Below are 16511 nucleotides of genomic sequence, written 5' to 3' on the forward strand. Positions count from 1 at the left end.
ACTTAAGGGCCCATTGTCAGCCGCGTGTGGTGTGATGGTCCGTATGGTGTCATCTGCCCGCGATTCGTCAGCAGGGGCCCAGTCCCTGATCAACTGGGACCTGGCCGCCTCTACGGCTGGCCGGCTTGCCCCTCCAGGTCCTGAGCTCAGCGCAGGGGAGATCGGCAAGGCGGTGGATAACCTGCGTTTCAACGCGGACATCTCCGTCCCCCACGTGCACGACATCACCGGCCTGGACGCTGCGAGGGACCTGAGGGACTCCCACGTCCTGGTGGTGGACCGTGCCTCTTGGTCCAAGGCCAACACGCAGAGCTTCGCCGTGATGCTCCAGCCCGCGCTGCAGAAGATGCTGGAGAGCCGCAGCAGCGTGGCCATGACCCCTGCAGCCGCAGCCGCCAGTGGCGCCATCACCGGCACGCAGCTTGGGGCCGTCCTCGCATTCCTCTCCAGCAAGGTCCTGGGGCAATACGACCCCTTCGCGGCCCTTGCCCCGGGCGCCAACGTTCCTCCGGGCGGCCGGCTCCTGTTGGTGGCACCCAACATCATCTCCGTGGAGCGCGAACTCAACATCCACCCCGACGATTTCCGGCTCTGGGTTTGCCTCCATGAGCAAACCCACCGCGTACAGTTTGCCGCGGCGCCGTGGCTCAGGCATCACATGCTGGATGAGATCGAAAAGCTCAGCGGCAACCTGCTGGGGAACATGGACTCCCTGGTGGACCGGGCCGGGGCCATCGCCAAATCGCTTAAGGATCGCAGTCCCTCAGACAAAGTGCCCGGCCGTGGGGCCATCCTGGACCTGCTCCAGAACCCCGAGGAAAAGGCCTCCCTGTCCCACATCACCGCCGTGATGAGCCTCCTCGAGGGTCACGCCAACGTGGTGATGGACGCCGTGGACGCCAGCATCGTTCCGTCCGTGCGGACCATCCGCCAACGCTTCAACGACCGCGGCAAGGAACGTGGCGTGGTGGAGAAGTTCATCCGCAACCTCCTCGGCCTGGACGCCAAGATGCGGCAATACACGGACGGCGCCAAGTTCGTCCGCGAAGTTGTTGCCGTGGCCGGGATGGAGGGCTTCAACAGGGTCTGGGACGCGGCCGAACATCTTCCCACCGAAGAGGAAATCCATAACTCCAAGCTGTGGCTGGAGCGGATGGGGCTTTGAGCTTTTCCCATGAATTGGCCGCCTCTGCTGACACGGCGGGCGACCCTCCGGTTGCCAGCCCTGGTAGGGGGCGACGGCGGCCAGGGCGTCTGGCGCCCGTCGTCGGCAAGGCGCGGAAGCAGTTGCAAAACGCCCTCGTCGCTGCAGGCTACCCCGAGCGTGTGCTCGTAGCATGCAGCGGCGGACCGGATTCGCTCGCGCTCGCAGCGGTCGCTGCCTACTTTGCCCGGCGCGGACATGTGGATGGCCGTCCGGTATCCGTAGCAGCCGTGGTGGTCGACCACCAGTTACAGCCCGGCTCAGCTGACGTCGCTGCCCGGACCGCCTCGGTATTGCGTGAGCTGGGGCTCGCGCCGGTGGAAGTGCGCACGGTGGACGTCGCTGCCACCGGATTTGGGCCCGAGGCCGCTGCCCGGGACGCCCGCCACGCAGCCCTCGACGCCGCCGCCGACGACCTCGGTTGTGCTGCAATCCTCCTGGGCCACACCTTGGACGACCAGGCAGAACAGGTGCTCCTGGGGCTGGCCCGGGGTTCCGGAACCCGTTCCCTGGCAGGAATGCGGCCCTCCCGCGGCCGCCTGCTCCGGCCCTTCCTGGGCCTTCGTCGTGAAGAGACACTGGAGATCTGCGAGGTCGAAGAACTGGACCCCTGGCATGATCCGAGCAATGCGGATCCCGCTTATGCCCGTTCGCGCACGCGGGTGGAGGTCATGCCTGTCCTGGAAGAGAAACTTGGGCCGGGAGTGGCCGAGTCCCTTGCCCGGACGGCCGCTATCCTTCAGCAGGACGCAGATTTCCTGGAGAACCTGGCCAACGAGACCTATCTCTCACTTGTCCGGCGCGAGGATGGGGACGTGTGGTTACCCGAGGACGCCGTCCGGGAACTGCCGGCGGCCCTGAGGTTCCGCGTCGTCGCCAAAGCTGCGTCCGACGTCGGGGGCCAGCAACCCGGCTACGGAAGGCTCCAAGCCGCGGAAGCGTTGCTTCGTCGGAAGGGATCCGCCGGTCCGGTGGAACTCCCCGGGCACGTCAGCGTATTCCGTTTATCCCTCAGCGATCTGGAACAGGAGCGGCGGGATCTTCCAGGTTCTGCGCCTGCCGCTCGGGGGGCCGCGACCACCTCCGCGGGCCCGGATTCGGCCGGAGCCGGTCCCCGCGATGCCGCCCGCTGTGGGAAGCTAGTATTCCGGCATCAGAAACCGTCCCAACAGTAGCCGCACCCGAGCATCAAAACAGGAGCCATTGGTGGATTCAAACGACGTCCAGGCAGATCTCAAGCACGTTCTTTACACCAAAGAGCAGATCCAGACACGCATCGCGGAACTCGCGGCGCAGATCGACAAGGACTACGAAGGCCGCGACATCCTCGTCGTCGGCGTCCTCAAGGGTGCGGTGATGGTCATGGCTGACCTGGCACGCGCGCTGCACAGCCACGTCAGCATGGACTGGATGGCCGTCTCTTCGTACGGTTCGGGAACGCAGTCCTCCGGCGTGGTCCGGATCCTCAAGGACCTGGACACTGACCTCATGGGCAAGGATGTCCTGATCGTCGAGGACATCATCGATTCCGGCCTGACCCTTTCCTGGCTCAAGTCCAACCTCGAATCCCGCGGCACGGCCAGCGTCGAGATCTGCACGGCATTCCGCAAGCCGACCGCCGCCAAGGTGGAAATCGACGTCAAGTACGTCGGCTACGACATCCCCAACGAATTCGTCGTGGGCTACGGCCTCGATTACGCCGAAAAGTACCGCAACCTGGACTTCGTCGGCACGCTGGCCCCGCACGTCTACGAGTAGACAACACCGCGCCGCACCACTTCTCACCGCCGCTCCACTTGCCGCTTTCCGCACCCACAACCACTGGTGCGCTGGGCGGCAAAGGGTGCGGCGTGTGCGCTTAACGGGTGCGCTGGGCGGCAAAGGGCGCTTGATTGAGCTGTTTCCGCCCTCGGATTGCGGCGCTGCGCGGCGCTAAACTGGAATATGACCGGTGCCCCCGCCCGTCCATTCCTTTGGCTCGTCGTCGTGGCGACCATCCTTACGGGATGCACTCCTTCTTCCGGTACCGGGGAAATCGTCTCCGCTCAGCCGCAGGCATCCATCACGGCAACCCAGCCGCAGGGCGGGCCCGCACCGTCATCGCCGCTCCCGGGCGATTCGCAGACAACAACCCAGCCGCAGCCCGGGCCCGCACCGTCATCGCCGGCCCCGCCCGCAACCCCGGCCCCGCCCGCCGTACCCCAGCCGTTTGCCCTCAACCTGTACCAGGAGGGCGATTTCGTGCCGCAGTACACGTTCGAATGGTGCGTTGCAGCAAGCATCCAGATGGCTCACAACCTGGTGGATGACACGGGCGGTGGCGCATGGACTGCTTCTGCGCAGCAAGGAGAGCTGTGGGAAATGGCCAGGGCGAGATCATCGGATTCGTTCAACGGGGCCAACCCCTTTGGCTGGGCGCAGGTACTCACTGAGGTTGGAATGGGTCCTTACAAAGTGGTGAGCGTAGCCCTTTACGATGACGCACTCCGGACCGCGGCCAAGGCGATCACCGAAACCGGCCGACCCGTGGGCTTGGTGATGTGGAGTGGCCGGCATGCCTGGGTGATGAGCGGTTTCGAATCCATGGGGGATCCTCGGGTCTTCGCTGACTTCTCGGTCATGGGGGTTCGTGTTCTGGATCCGTTGTATCCGTACGGTTCCGGTCAGTGGGGGCCATCCCCGGAACCCAATAGCCTGGTCAGTCCTGCGCAATTGGCCACCCAGTTCGTGGTCCGTGAGCCCCGGCGTTGGAGCAGTCAGTTGCCCACGGGCTACTTGCTGGTGCTGCCGGTTGGCGCCGTCAGCGGTTAGGGAGCCACTTACGCCGCCCGCCGGGATCTCAGCCCACCATCATTCAAGATCCGGGCGAAGGTTCGAGGATTCATCATTTCCGTCCAGTCCCAGCGAATGACGGTCAGGCCGAGGGCCCGCAGCGCGTTCTCACGGGCCTTTTCGGCCATCACTGCTTGCTGAATGGTTTGTTGGCCCCGCAACTTGCTGCGCAGGTATTTTCCCTGACCGTCGAACTCACCCACGAGGTCGAGTTCCGGCCACCAAAAGTCGGTTCGCGCGGTTCGTCCGTTCCTCAACGTGAACGAGCCCTGGAGTTTGGGTTCGGGGAAGTTGAGCAGAGTCATCTGCGCCCGGCTGATGGATTCGCCCACGGATTCGGACTTGTCTGTTGATAGTTCGAGAACTCCGGCCACACGTCGTTGTCCCGTCCGGTGAGCAAGCCCGGAAGCAGCGGCCCGCAAGTCTTCTGCGCTTGACGCTGGACCCCATGCTTTGTCCTTATCCCAGTCGCCGGCGTCCACGGAGTCCCCCGTCGTGTGTATCCGTCGGCTGGTGTCCACCACCGCCAAGGCTTCAGCGAAGTTCAATCTCGACGCCAGTTCAACGGTTGTCCGGACCTTATCCGTGACGCGAAAGCCACCCAACTGCGTCACCCCATCATCCAAGGATCCGAGGGTTCTTTGGATGCCGTGCTTCGATCGTCCTCCCCTCGGGTCCGGCGTGACGGTGCACAGTCGGCTTGGTGTCCCCACCAAGCCCAGCCCCCAGAGGAGTGCGGCCGTTTGCAGGTTGAAGGTGGGCGGCATCAATGTTGTATTGACCAGTGCTGCCGCTTGAAGTCCGTGGCGCTGGCGGTTGTTCAGGCCGGCCCAGTAAGCAGCGGGAACGTAAGCGCCCCTGCGAACGCGGACCACCTCGCCGCGTTTGCAGCGCTTGGCGAGGAGCCGGGGGTCCTGTCCGATCCGCGCCACATCTGAAGAGAGAATCAACTCGTAGGCTGCCATGAGCCCAACGCTTTCATTGCAGCCACGGACCCACGAGCGGCGACAACGCGTATGTGGATAACGACGGGTGCTTGGCGACGCACCCCTTCGCGCCTTGCGCACCCGAGTGTGGCTCACGACGCGTCCCGTTCCGCCCAGCGCCCCAGGTGTTACGGGGGCGGGAGGCGCAAAAGGGTGCGCCCCGCAGGCCGCCCCCGTGCTGCGGTAGCCAAAAAGCCTGTCGCGCCGCCTTGGACACGAGTATCCTGTGTACGCCCAGAGGGAACTTTTGGACTTTCCAGTGCGTGAATTACTGGGAACGGTGTATAGCTTGAAACTGAAGCAGCACCACTCGCGCGCAGAAGTTGCGCCTTGCAGCACTACCAGGAGGGACGGGGCAAAACCCCGATCAGATGAAAGCTAAGAGTTTCTTCAAGGGCCCGGGCATCTGGATTGTTGTCGTTGTTGGCTTGCTCCTGGTGGCATTCGCGACACTGGCTCCGGGCGGTTCAACGCGCATTGACACCAAGGAAGGCCTCGAGCTCCTTTCCCAGAGCGGGAAGGTTGAGCAGGCCAAGATTTTCGACGCCGAGAATCGCGTTGACCTGGTACTCAAGGACAACCTGAACCTGGATGGCCAGGACAAGGGCAAGAATGTCCAGTTCTTCTATGTCACGGATCGCGGTCCTGATGTGGTGAAGGCTGTTACCAACGCCAACCCGGACAAGGGCTTCACGGACCAGCCGGTCGAGAACAACTGGTTCTCCGGGCTGTTCTCGCTTCTCATCCCGGTGCTGCTGCTGGGCGTCCTGTTCTGGTTCCTGCTTTCGCGCATGCAGGGTGGCGGTTCCAAGGTCATGCAGTTCGGTAAGTCCAAGGCCAAACTGGTCAACAAGGACATGCCGCAGGTGACTTTCGCCGACGTTGCTGGTGCAGACGAGGCCGTCGAGGAACTCCAGGAAATCAAGGAATTCCTCCAGGAACCCGCTAAGTTCCAGGCAGTTGGCGCCAAGATCCCCAAGGGTGTGCTGCTCTACGGCCCTCCAGGTACAGGTAAGACCCTGCTGGCCCGTGCTGTTGCCGGCGAAGCCGGTGTTCCCTTCTTCTCCATTTCCGGCTCAGACTTCGTGGAAATGTTCGTCGGTGTTGGTGCTTCCCGTGTCCGCGACCTTTTCGAGCAGGCCAAGGCAAGCTCTCCGGCCATCATCTTCGTCGATGAAATCGATGCCGTGGGCCGTCACCGTGGCGCCGGTATCGGCGGCGGTAATGACGAGCGCGAGCAGACGCTTAACCAGCTCCTCGTGGAGATGGACGGCTTCGACGTCAAGACCAACGTCATCCTGATCGCCGCCACCAACCGTCCGGACGTCCTGGACCCCGCCTTGTTGCGCCCGGGCCGTTTCGACCGCCAGATCACCGTGGAAGCCCCGGACATGATCGGCCGCGAACAGATCCTCAATGTGCACGCCAAGGGAAAGCCGATGGCGCAGGGCATCGATCTCCGGGCTGTTGCCAAGAAGACCCCCGGCTACACCGGTGCTGACCTGGCCAACGTGCTCAACGAGGCTGCACTGCTGACTGCGCGTTCAAACGCCAACCTGATTGACGACCGCGCCTTGGACGAGGCAATCGACCGCGTCATGGCCGGCCCGCAGAAGCGAAGCCGCGTCATGAAGGAACTTGAGCGCAAGATCACCGCGTACCACGAGGGCGGCCACGCGCTGGTTGCTGCGGCACTGCGCAACTCGGCCCCGGTCACCAAGATCACCATCCTTCCCCGTGGCCGCGCCCTGGGTTACACCATGGTGATCCCCGAGGACGACAAGTACTCGGTGACCCGCAACGAACTGTTGGACCAGATGGCGTACGCCATGGGCGGTCGTGTGGCGGAGGAAATCGTGTTCCACGATCCCTCCACTGGTGCTTCCAACGACATCGAGAAGGCCACCTCCACGGCCCGCAAGATGGTCACGCAATACGGCATGAGCGAGCGTGTCGGAGCCGTCAAGCTCGGCCAGGGTGGCGGTGAGCCGTTCCTCGGCCGCGACGCCGCCCAGGAACGGAACTTCTCGGACCAGATCGCTTACGTTGTGGATGAGGAAGTGCGCCGGCTCATTGATCAGGCACACGACGAGGCCTACGCCATCCTCACGGAGAACCGCGATGTCCTGGATCGCCTGGCGCTGGAACTGCTGGAACGGGAAACCCTGAACCAGGCTGAGATCGCGGAGATCTTCCACGACATCCGGAAACGCGATTTCCGCGAGATCTGGCTTTCCAAGGAATCCCGCCCGGTCCAGTCGATCCCGCCGGTCGAAAGCCGTGCCGAGAAGGCTGAGCGCGAGGCCCAGGAGGAAGCCAAGAAGGCCCGCCTGGACGAGCCCCTGGACGTCGTGGCCCCGCATGCCCAGGGCGTCAGCAGCCAGGAGTCCTTCGAGGCCCCGAATCCCAACGGCGGCCCCGACCACCCGCATCACGGCTAAGCTTTCTGCTGTGACTCATTTCGACGACGACGACGACCTCGCCGCCGCCCACGGTTCTGCCGCGGGCTCCAAGCACGGCCAAAAAGTGGATCGCCCGCGCATTGAAGCGGCGGTCCGGGAGATTCTCCTTGCCATTGGGGAAGATCCCGAGCGTGGCGGCCTGCAGGACACGCCAAAGCGGGTGGCCAAGGCCTACGCCGAGGTTTTCGCGGGCCTCCACCAGCACCCGGAGGAGGTCCTGTCCACCACCTTCGACCTCGACCATGAAGAGCTTGTCCTGGTGAAGGACATTCCCTTCTACTCGACGTGTGAACACCATCTGGTGCCTTTCCACGGCGTCGCGCATGTCGGTTATATTCCGTCACATGACGGCAAGGTCACTGGGCTTAGCAAGTTGGCGCGGTTGGTGGATATCTATGCCCGGCGTCCCCAGGTGCAGGAGCGGCTCACCACTCAGATCGTTGAGGCCCTTGTCACGCACCTGAACCCGCGCGGGGCGATTGTCGTCGTCGAATGCGAGCACATGTGCATGTCCATGCGCGGCATCCGCAAGCCCGGCGCGAAGACCGTCACCAGCGCGGTGCGCGGTCAGCTCCATGACCCGGCCACCCGCGCCGAGGCCATGAGCCTCATACTCGGAAGGTAAGCATTATGGACTCCCTCGCTGCAGCACCCGGAACCGGCCCGGCCACAAGCCCGTTGCCGGTTCTCCGTAAGCCGCGGCCCGCGGCCAGGTTCGAGGACCTGCCAAAGGACCGCACGCTTGTCATGGGAATCCTCAACGTCACACCGGATTCCTTCAGCGACGGCGGCGCCCACCGGACGCCGGATACGGCCATCGCCCTCGGTTTGCGTATGTTCTACGCGGGCGCCGACATCATCGACGTCGGTGGAGAATCCACGCGCTCCGGCGCAGAGCCCGTTTCCCCTGAAGAAGAACAGCGCCGGGTTATCCCGGTGATCCAGGCGCTCGTCAAAGCGGGCGCGTTGGTCAGCATCGACACGATGCACACTTCCACCGCCGCGGCTGCCGTGGAGGCCGGCGCGGCGATCATCAACGATGTGTCCGGCCTGACCATCGAACCCGACATGCCTGAACTCGTGGCCCGCACCAAGGTTCCCTACATCCTCACGCACCGCCGCGGGGATGCGCTGACCATGGACAGTCTCACGGACTATGACAACGTCGTTGACGATGTCGTGGCGGAGCTCAGCGGTGTCCGCGACAAGTTGTACGCAGCGGGCGTTGCCCCGGAGCAGATAATCATCGATCCGGGTGTCGGCTTCTCCAAGAACGAGGACCAGAACTGGGAGATCCTCAAGAACCTTGACCAGCTTTTCAGCCTGGGCCACAAGGTTATGGTGGCTGCTTCCCGCAAACGGTTCCTCGGTTCGCTCCTGACTGTTTCGGGCAAGTCGGCTGCACCTCTTGAACGCGACGCCGCGACGGCGGCCATCACCGCTTTGAGCGCCGCCAAGGGCGCCTGGGCTGTCCGCGTCCACGACGTCGGTCCCAGCCTTGACGCCGTCAAGGTCGCCGCCCGTATCGCCCGCTGATTGGACAATGCTGTGGACAGGATCACGCTGACCGGCGTCACCGCCGTCGGTTATCACGGGGTGTTCGATTTCGAACGCCGTGACGGCCAGCCGTTCGTGGTGGACGCAGTGCTGCACACGGACTTCACCAAGGCTGCCCAGACCGATGACCTGCAGTACACAGCGCATTATGGCGAAGTGGCCGAGCTGATCACCAAGCACATCGAGGGTGAGCCGCTGAACCTGATCGAGGCCCTGGCTGTCAGGATCGCCGAGGGCATCCTCGCGAACTACAGTGTGGCCGCCGTTGATGTCACAGTCCACAAGCCCAAGGCGCCCATCGAGGTGCCTTTTGGAGATGTCACTGTCAGCGTCCACAGGGAGCGGTCATGACACCTGTCTACACCAAGGCCATCCTGGCTCTGGGCAGTAACCTTGGCGAGCGGAACGATACCCTCTCCACCGCAGTGGCCGATCTTGTGGATCCTCCCGAGGTCAGGTTGTTGGGTGTGTCTCCGGTAGTCCAGACCAAGGCTGTTGGTGGGCCGGAGGGCCAACCCGATTTCCTGAACATGGTCATGGCGGTCGAAACGACCCTTACGCCGTTGGAACTCCTTAAGCATTGCCACGATGTGGAACAGAAGCATCACCGTGTCCGCGAGGTCCGCTGGGGTCCCAGGACCCTGGACGTGGACATTATTGTCTTCGGTGACCTTGTCAGCGAAGATCCCATCCTGACCATCCCGCATCCGCGGGCAGCCGAGCGGGCGTTCGTGCTGTACCCGTGGTCGCTGTTGGAACCGCACGCACAACTGGAGGGGCGCAGCGTAGCTGAACTGGCCGCCGTCGCCTCCGATATGCCGGATATCCGTCGTTTTGACGGCTTTGGTGACGTTGCCGGCGTGCCCGCCACGGGTGCGTTGGAGTAGCCATGAAAGCAATGCGTCCCGTGGTCCTGCTGCTGATCGCCGTGGTGGCTGCCGTCATTGCCTGGTTGGCTACGGTTGCCACGAACCGTTTCAGCATGGCTACGCCGGTCCTTCCTGAATCTGCCCTGATCACCATGGGCGTCATCGCCGGGCTCACCCTGGTCATGGGTATCCGGGTGCTGCGCTGGCGGAACGGCAAGAAAAAGAACATGCTGAACCCGATCCTGGCTGCGAGGACGTTGATCCTGGCCCAGGCTTGCGCGTATGCCGGGACTCTTCTCCTGGGATGGCACGCCGGCATCGCAATCGACCTCCTCAGGGTCAGCCTCCGAAGTGGCGAGGGCATCCTCTGGAACGCGTTGCTGATGGGTGGCGGCGGAGTGGCGATGGTGGTGGTGGGGATCGTGGTTGAGCGGTTCTGCCGGATACCCCCTGAAGATTTCGAGGGCGGTACGCCCGGCCCTGACACGCGCAGGGGCGAGACCAAAGGCGAGGGCGAATATGCCTACCGCGGCGATTGATCCGCCGGGCGTCCAGTGGCTCAGGGTCTCCCCGAAGTACGTCACGGTTCGCTTGGTGGAGTGGGCCATTGGCAACCTGGTGTTGTTGGTGATCCTCAGTTTGCCTCTCCTTTTCGTGCTTCTTGGGTGGTGGCGCTGGCCGCCGCTGTGGCTTGCCATTACGGTTCCGGCGGTGATGCTGGGCCTGGCATTGTGGCGCCTGGTCCTGATCCCGCGCCAGGTCCGTGCCATCGGTTACGCGGAACGCGATGACGACCTCCTCATTCGGCGCGGCATATTCTTCCAGCGCACCATGGTGGTCCCGTATGGCCGCATGCAATACGTTGATGTCGCCGTTGGCCCTGTCGAGCGCAGCCTGGGGTTGTGCACCTTGAAGCTCCACACCGCCTCTGCGGGTACCCATGCCCACCTGCCCGGACTTCCCGCAGAGGAAGGTGCGCGCCTCCGCGAGCAGTTGTCGGCCCGCGGAGAAGCCCGGCTGGCCGGGCTGTGAGCCCGGAGGGAAGCGTGGCTGCAAGCCTTCGGGATGAAACCGTCGACGGCGATTGGCGGCGGGTCCACCCGGCGTCGCCGTTCGTCCGCGGCTGGGTAGCGCTGGCCGCCGTCGGATACTTCTTTGGCCGCGACGCTTTCGAGCGCGTCCTGCAGGGCCGGGAATTCGTGGATCCCACCCTCAACAGCCGGGCCCCGTGGCTGCTTGCCGGCGGAGCTGTACTCTTGCTGCTGACCGTTGGCGGTTTTATCCTCAGCTGGTACTTCACGCGCTTCCAAGTGGCTGAGGGCTATGTCCGGGTGAACACCGGTTTCCTTTTCAAACAGCAACGACAGGCCCGCCTGGACCGTGTCCAGGCCATCGACATCGTCCAGCCGCTCCTGGCGAGGATCTTCGGCCTCGCCGAACTTAAGTTCGAGGTCGCCGACGCCGGGGAGTCGGCTGTGCGGCTGGCGTACCTTCCGGTTGACCAGGCCAAGCAGCTGCGCGCAACCATCCTCGCGCGGGCTGCGGGCGTGGTCAGTGGCCCGGAGGCCGCCGGGGAGGAAATGCCGGAAGCACCCGAGCATGTGGTGCTGTCGGTACCCCCAGGGCGGCTCATCGGTTCGCTGCTTTTGAGTGAGCAGACCGTGGGTATCCTGCTTGGTGCGGCAGCGGTGGTGGGCGTTTCCGTCCTCATGGACAACCAGGCGATTTTTCTGGCACTGATCCCTGCCGTCCTGGGTATCGGGGCCGCGTATTGGAGTTCGTTCAACAAGGGCTACAACTTCACTGCTGCGATCTCGCCGGACGGTATTCGGCTTCGGTATGGACTGCTGGACACCCAGGCACAGACGCTGCCGCCCGGGCGCATCCAGGCCCTGATGGTTGCACAGCCGCCAATCTGGAGGATTTTCGGCTGGTACCGGATGCACGTCAACGTGGCCGGCTACGGAGCCGCGGGCACAGAAGGTGCTGGGCGGACCATGTTGTTGCCTGTTGGGCTGAAGGCTGACGTCATGCGGATGATGTCGTTGGTGCTGCCTGATCCCGGCGTGGACGATCCCGGGAAGGTGTTCACGGCTGGTTTGACGGGGCTTGCCCAGGGCGCACGGTCGGCTGTCCCAAGCGATGACGGCTTCGTGGTAACCCCGCGGCGGGCACGTTTGCTAGCGCCACTTGGTTGGCGGCGCAACGGTTTCTTCGCCACCAGGACTGCCCTGTTGATCCGCTCCGGCCGGTGGTGGCGCACACTGGTGGTTGTTCCGCATCAGCGGACACAGTCGATGGCGCTGCATCAAGGCCCCTTGGCCCGACGCTTCCGGGTGGCCGACCTGGTGCTCCACACCACTGCCGGACCCGTATCGCCCAGGGTTTTCCAAGCCGGGGTAGAGCAGGCCGTCGCCTTGTTTGACCACCAGGCGGCGCGGGCCCGGGAAGCACGGAAACGGCAAACCAGCGAACAATGGCTGGCGCAGGTAGCCCCGCAGGCCCCCGAAGTCGCAGCTGCTGTGAAGTCGCAACCACAAAGTTCCCCGTCACTACAACAACAGGAGGACCGCCAGGATGGCTAGGCCAGGACGACTCGGAGTCGGGATCATTGGCGCCGGGAAAGTGGGCGCCGTGCTGGGTGCGGCCTTGCGCGCGGCCGAGCACGCCGTCGTCGGGGTTTCCGCGGTGTCCGAGGCGAGCCGCGAACGGGCCGACAACCTGCTTCCGGGTGTCCCGATCCTGGAAATCCAGGACATCGTGGAGCGCTCGGAGCTGGTGCTGCTTGCCGTCCCGGACGATGCCCTCGGTGAGCTGGTTGGGGGACTGGCCAAGCTTGGCGCCTGGCAGCCCGGCCAACTGGTGGCTCACACCTCGGGCCGGTTCGGCGTCGGAATCCTGAACCCGGTCCGCGCGGCCGGCGCGATTCCGCTGGCCCTCCACCCCGCCATGACCTTCACGGGCATGAGCCTGGACCTGACCCGCCTCATGGATTGCACGTTCGGCGTGACCGCCGACGCCCCGATGCTGCCCATCGCCCAGGCGCTGGTTGTGGAGATGGGTGCCGAGCCGGTGGTCATCGCCGAAGCTGACCGGACGCTCTATCACGCATCCCTCGCGCACAGCTCCAACCACATGGTGACGTTGGTGGCGCAGGCGTCGCAAATGCTGCGGGAGATCGGCGTCGAGGCCCCGGAGTCCATGCTGGGCCCGCTGCTGCGGGCGACGCTTGAGAACGCCCTTGCCTCCGGCGAATCCGCGTTGACGGGTCCGGTGGCCCGTGGGGATGTAGGCACCGTTTCCGCGCACGCCCAAGCACTTAAGGAATACGACGGCGGCGCAGGCGGCGATGTCCTTGCCGCCTACCAGGCCATGGCGCAGGCTACCGCGCGCCGGGCAGTGAACCGCGGATTGCTGCGCCCGGAACAACTGAACGACATCAGCAAGGCTTTGGGCGAGGAGCCCGGGGCGTTGGAAGGAAACTGAACAGCATGGCCATCAAACTCGTAACCACCGCGGCCCAGCTTCGTGCCGAAAGCGCCAGGATCCTGGTTGCCAAAAACGGGAATTCGCAGGGTCTGGTACCTACCATGGGCGCCCTGCACGCCGGCCACGCCGCGCTTGCCCGGACCGCCGTCGCCGAGAACGACGTCGTGGTTGCCACGATCTTCGTGAACCCGCTGCAGTTCGGTGACGCCGTCGACCTCGACCGCTACCCGCGCACGCTCGAGGCCGACATGGCACTGCTGGATGCGGAAGGCGTTGACTTGGTCTTCGCGCCGTCCGTGGACGAGGTGTACCCGGGCGGCGAGCCACTGGTTCGCGTTACATCAGGCCCACTCGGCGACAAGTGGGAAGGCGCCTCACGCCCCGGCCACTTCGACGGCGCCCTCACTGTGGTGGCCAAACTGCTGCACTACGGGCTCCCCGGAGGTGCTTCAGCGGACGGCACGACGGCGGCCTACCGGGCTTACTTTGGCCAGAAGGACGCGCAGCAGTTGGCCTTGGTGAAGCGCATGGTTTCGGACCTGAACTTCCCTGTGGAGATCGTCCCGGTGCCCATCGTCCGCAGTGAGGACGGCCTGGCATTGTCGAGCCGGAACCGTTTCCTGTCGGATGAAGAGCGCGACGCTGCACTGGTGCTTTCGCGGGCACTGCGCCTCATTGAGTCCCGGGCGAACGCCCACGAACCGCTGGACCTGGACTCCGCCGTCGAACTTGTTGCATCCCAGCCACTCGTGGAACTGGACTATTTCGACGTCGTTGACCCTTCCACGCTGGAACCGCTGGCGGAAAACTGCAAAGAGACCCCGTTCCGGGGCGAGGGGTTGGCGATCATCGCAGCCAAGGTAGGTCCGGTGCGGCTTATCGATAACGCACCATTGTTTTCCTAGCGTTTGGAAATTTCCTACTGACGGGAATTCGGTGGGCGCTTAGACTGTTCTTGTCTTCGCCGGCATAGATCGCCGGCCACCAAAAACCAAACCTTGGGGAATCCTCATGTCTACCGACGTCTCGTCCGACGCCAACGGCAAGCCCGAATCCGGCGCGCCCACCGGCGGTGCCACCACGGAGGCTTCGCGCCCCCAGGCCCCTGGAGCCCAGGCCCCAGCATCCGGAAAGATGTCCCGTGAGTCGGTGACCGTCATTGTGACCTTGTTGGTGGCCACGTTCGTCGTGATCCTCAACGAGACCATTATGAACGTCGCCCTCCAGCGGCTTATGACGGATCTCCAGGTGAGCGCCTCCACCGTGCAGTGGCTGGCCACTGGCTTCATGCTGACCATGGCCGTTGTCATTCCGACCACCGGTTTCATCCTGCAGCGTATGAGCACCCGCGGAGCGTTCATGCTCGCCATGGGCCTGTTCAGCGGAGGCACCTTGCTGGCAGCATTGGCGCCGGGATTCCTTGTGCTCCTGCTGGCGCGGATCGTCCAGGCAGGTGGGACGGCCATCATGCTGCCGCTGCTGATGACCACCATCCTGACGTTGGTCCCCATGGCCAAGCGAGGCGCCGTCATGGGCAACGTCAGCATTGCCATTTCGGTGGCTCCGGCCATGGGGCCCACTGTCTCCGGCATCATCCTGGATAACTTCTCGTGGCGCTTCATGTTCGTGTTCGTGCTGCCGGTCGCTTTGGCTGCCTTCGCGATCGGTGCCAAGTACCTCACCAACGTGGGCGAGCGTGGTCAGACCACCTTGGACGTCTTCTCCGTGATACTCACCGTGCCTGCCTTCGGTGGGCTCGTGTACGGCCTGAGCCAGATCGGTGGTGCAGACGCCGGAGTTGTACCTGTCATCGCCTTGGTAGTTGGCCTCCTCTGCTTGGCGCTGTTCGTCTTCCGGCAGCTCAAGCTCCAGAAGTCGGACTCGCCGCTGCTGGACCTCCGCGCCTTCAAGTTCCGCATGTTCACCGTGTCGACGCTGTTGATGGTCGTCGCCATGATGGCGCTTTTCGGTGGCGTGATCCTGTTGCCGCTGTACTTGCAGAACACCCTGCACCTGCAGCCGCTGGAGACCGGCCTGGCACTGCTGCCGGGTGGTTTGGCCATGGGCTTGCTGGGGCCGGTCATCGGACGGATTTTCGACAAGGTAGGTCCCCTGCCGCTCACCGTCTCCGGTTCGGTGCTCATGGTCCTGACCCTGTGGCAGTTCTCCCGCTTGGACGAAGGCAGCCCGCTTGGCTGGGTTATTGCCCTGCACGTCACCCTGAGCCTTGGCCTTGCCATGCTGTTCACGCCGGCGTTCACCACAGGCCTGAACCCGTTGCCGCCGCACCTCTACTCGCACGGTTCGGCGATCATCAGCACCGCGCAACAGGTTTCCGGCGCGGCAGGAACAGCGTTGCTGGTCTCCATCTACTCCGTGGTGGCCGCATCGTCCGGCCTGGTGGCCGGCATGCACGCAGCTTTCCTGGCTGCGACCGTCATAGCCCTGGCCGCAGTAGTCCTGGGTGCCATGATGCGCAAGACCGAAGGCGCCGGCGGCCACGGGGGCCACTAACGCTCTCTCACGCCCCGCCTGTTTGGGGTCGACGCTCTCTCACGTTCCGCCCGTTTGGGGTCGACGCTCTCTCACGTTCCGCCCCATTCCAGCAAACGCTCTCTCACTTCGGTGGGGGAGCGTTTCTGGTTTCCGGGCGGTGCTTGGTGTGGGGCCAATTCTTCGGTGAGCACGGACCGGACGCTCTCTCACGTTCCGGTGGTTTGGTGGGGTGTTCGACGGCGGTGGTTGGGGTTGGTGTTTTCGCATGTTGTTGCGGTGGTTGGGTGGTGTGACGGGCTTCACGGGGAGGTCTTGCGGGGATTTCGGCGGGTTTGGGGGTGTTGATGGGGTTGTTTTCCGGTTGTTTGCGGGGTTTTTGGGTGCTGTTGGGGTGGATTTGGTTAGGGGGCGGGGCGCGTGTAAAGTTATCTGAGTCGCCGCCGCTGATGCGGAAATGATGGTGACAAACTCCCTTCAAATTACCGGTTTCGGTAGTGCTTTCATGCGCTTCTGTTGCGGTGTGGGAGGCCTGGTTCCGGTTTGCTTTGTGCGGCCGCTTCGGGTAAGTTTGAAAAGTTGCTCCGGAGCGATCCAGTCAAGGCTGGTGGTACTGCTT

General features: G+C 64.0%; 16 protein-coding genes. 15 read left to right on the forward strand and 1 reads right to left on the reverse strand.

The genetic code is table 11. The annotated features are described in order from the left end of the window. Nucleotides 1–43: 43 nt before the first annotated feature. The 4 genes from ABHM97_RS02890 (at nt 44) to ABHM97_RS02905 (ending at nt 4015) form a co-directional block, all read left to right on the forward strand. Nucleotides 44–1165, forward strand: coding sequence for an Rv3626c family coenzyme F420 biosynthesis-associated protein (locus ABHM97_RS02890; RefSeq protein ID WP_349469517.1), 1122 nt, complete (start codon nt 44–46; stop codon nt 1163–1165). 122 nt (nt 1166–1287) lie between these two features. Further along, complete coding sequence (tilS, locus tag ABHM97_RS02895; protein ID WP_349469518.1) at nt 1288–2379, forward strand: tRNA lysidine(34) synthetase TilS; 1092 nt, start codon at nt 1288–1290, stop codon at nt 2377–2379. Between the two features lie 31 nt (nt 2380–2410). After that, on the forward strand, nt 2411–2962 hold the full coding sequence (gene hpt / locus ABHM97_RS02900) for a hypoxanthine phosphoribosyltransferase (RefSeq protein WP_026540856.1): 552 nt from the start codon (nt 2411–2413) through the stop codon (nt 2960–2962). Nucleotides 2963–3148: 186 nt separating this feature from the next. Then, nucleotides 3149–4015 carry a hypothetical protein gene (locus ABHM97_RS02905; RefSeq protein WP_349469519.1) on the forward strand — a complete coding sequence of 289 codons (867 nt, stop codon included), beginning with the start codon at nt 3149–3151 and terminating at the stop codon, nt 4013–4015. 8 nt (nt 4016–4023) lie between these two features. Here ABHM97_RS02905 and ABHM97_RS02910 read toward each other — a convergent pair whose 3' ends face one another. Then, nucleotides 4024–5001 (reverse strand): type IV toxin-antitoxin system AbiEi family antitoxin domain-containing protein, encoded by a 978-nt coding sequence (locus ABHM97_RS02910; RefSeq protein ID WP_349469521.1) that lies wholly within the window; start codon nt 4999–5001, stop codon nt 4024–4026. A gap of 392 nt (nt 5002–5393) precedes the next feature. On the opposite strand from ABHM97_RS02910, the gene ftsH reads away from it, so the two are divergent. The 11 genes from ftsH (at nt 5394) to ABHM97_RS02965 (ending at nt 15913) form a co-directional block, all read left to right on the forward strand. Continuing rightward, on the forward strand, nt 5394–7463 hold the full coding sequence (gene ftsH / locus ABHM97_RS02915; protein WP_235517968.1) for an ATP-dependent zinc metalloprotease FtsH: 2070 nt from the start codon (nt 5394–5396) through the stop codon (nt 7461–7463). A gap of 10 nt (nt 7464–7473) precedes the next feature. Then, on the forward strand, nt 7474–8109 hold the full coding sequence (gene folE, locus ABHM97_RS02920; RefSeq protein ID WP_349469522.1) for a GTP cyclohydrolase I FolE: 636 nt from the start codon (nt 7474–7476) through the stop codon (nt 8107–8109). 5 nt (nt 8110–8114) lie between these two features. Further along, the gene (gene folP / locus ABHM97_RS02925; protein WP_235517966.1) at nt 8115–9020 is read left to right on the forward strand and encodes a dihydropteroate synthase; all 906 of its coding nucleotides are present in this window, start codon (nt 8115–8117) and stop codon (nt 9018–9020) included. A gap of 12 nt (nt 9021–9032) precedes the next feature. Next, entirely contained in the window at nt 9033–9392 is a 360-nt protein-coding gene (folB, locus tag ABHM97_RS02930) for a dihydroneopterin aldolase (RefSeq protein WP_235517964.1), read from the forward strand. Next, a complete protein-coding gene (folK, locus tag ABHM97_RS02935; protein ID WP_235517963.1) occupies nt 9389–9928 on the forward strand; it encodes a 2-amino-4-hydroxy-6-hydroxymethyldihydropteridine diphosphokinase in 540 nt (179 codons plus the stop codon). Before folB ends, folK begins: the two co-directional genes overlap by 4 nt. Nucleotides 9929–9930: 2 nt before the next feature. Further along, nucleotides 9931–10449: a DUF3180 domain-containing protein gene (locus ABHM97_RS02940; RefSeq protein ID WP_349469523.1), complete on the forward strand. Its 519-nt coding sequence runs from the start codon at nt 9931–9933 to the stop codon at nt 10447–10449. Beyond that, nucleotides 10430–10942 (forward strand): PH domain-containing protein, encoded by a 513-nt coding sequence (locus ABHM97_RS02945; protein WP_235517961.1) that lies wholly within the window; start codon nt 10430–10432, stop codon nt 10940–10942. The genes ABHM97_RS02940 and ABHM97_RS02945 overlap by 20 nt, the downstream gene beginning before the upstream one ends. 14 nt (nt 10943–10956) lie before the next feature. Then, nucleotides 10957–12495 (forward strand): PH domain-containing protein, encoded by a 1539-nt coding sequence (locus ABHM97_RS02950; RefSeq protein WP_349469524.1) that lies wholly within the window; start codon nt 10957–10959, stop codon nt 12493–12495. After that, complete coding sequence (locus ABHM97_RS02955) at nt 12488–13396, forward strand: Rossmann-like and DUF2520 domain-containing protein (protein ID WP_349469525.1); 909 nt, start codon at nt 12488–12490, stop codon at nt 13394–13396. The genes ABHM97_RS02950 and ABHM97_RS02955 overlap by 8 nt, the downstream gene beginning before the upstream one ends. Nucleotides 13397–13401: 5 nt before the next feature. Further along, complete coding sequence (panC, locus tag ABHM97_RS02960) at nt 13402–14304, forward strand: pantoate--beta-alanine ligase (protein ID WP_349469526.1); 903 nt, start codon at nt 13402–13404, stop codon at nt 14302–14304. A gap of 106 nt (nt 14305–14410) precedes the next feature. Further along, complete coding sequence (locus tag ABHM97_RS02965) at nt 14411–15913, forward strand: DHA2 family efflux MFS transporter permease subunit (RefSeq protein ID WP_349469528.1); 1503 nt, start codon at nt 14411–14413, stop codon at nt 15911–15913. Nucleotides 15914–16511 lie beyond the last annotated feature (598 nt).

It is taken from the genome of Paenarthrobacter sp. CAP02, assembly GCF_040137855.1.
Classification (GTDB): Bacteria; Actinomycetota; Actinomycetes; order Actinomycetales; family Micrococcaceae; genus Arthrobacter.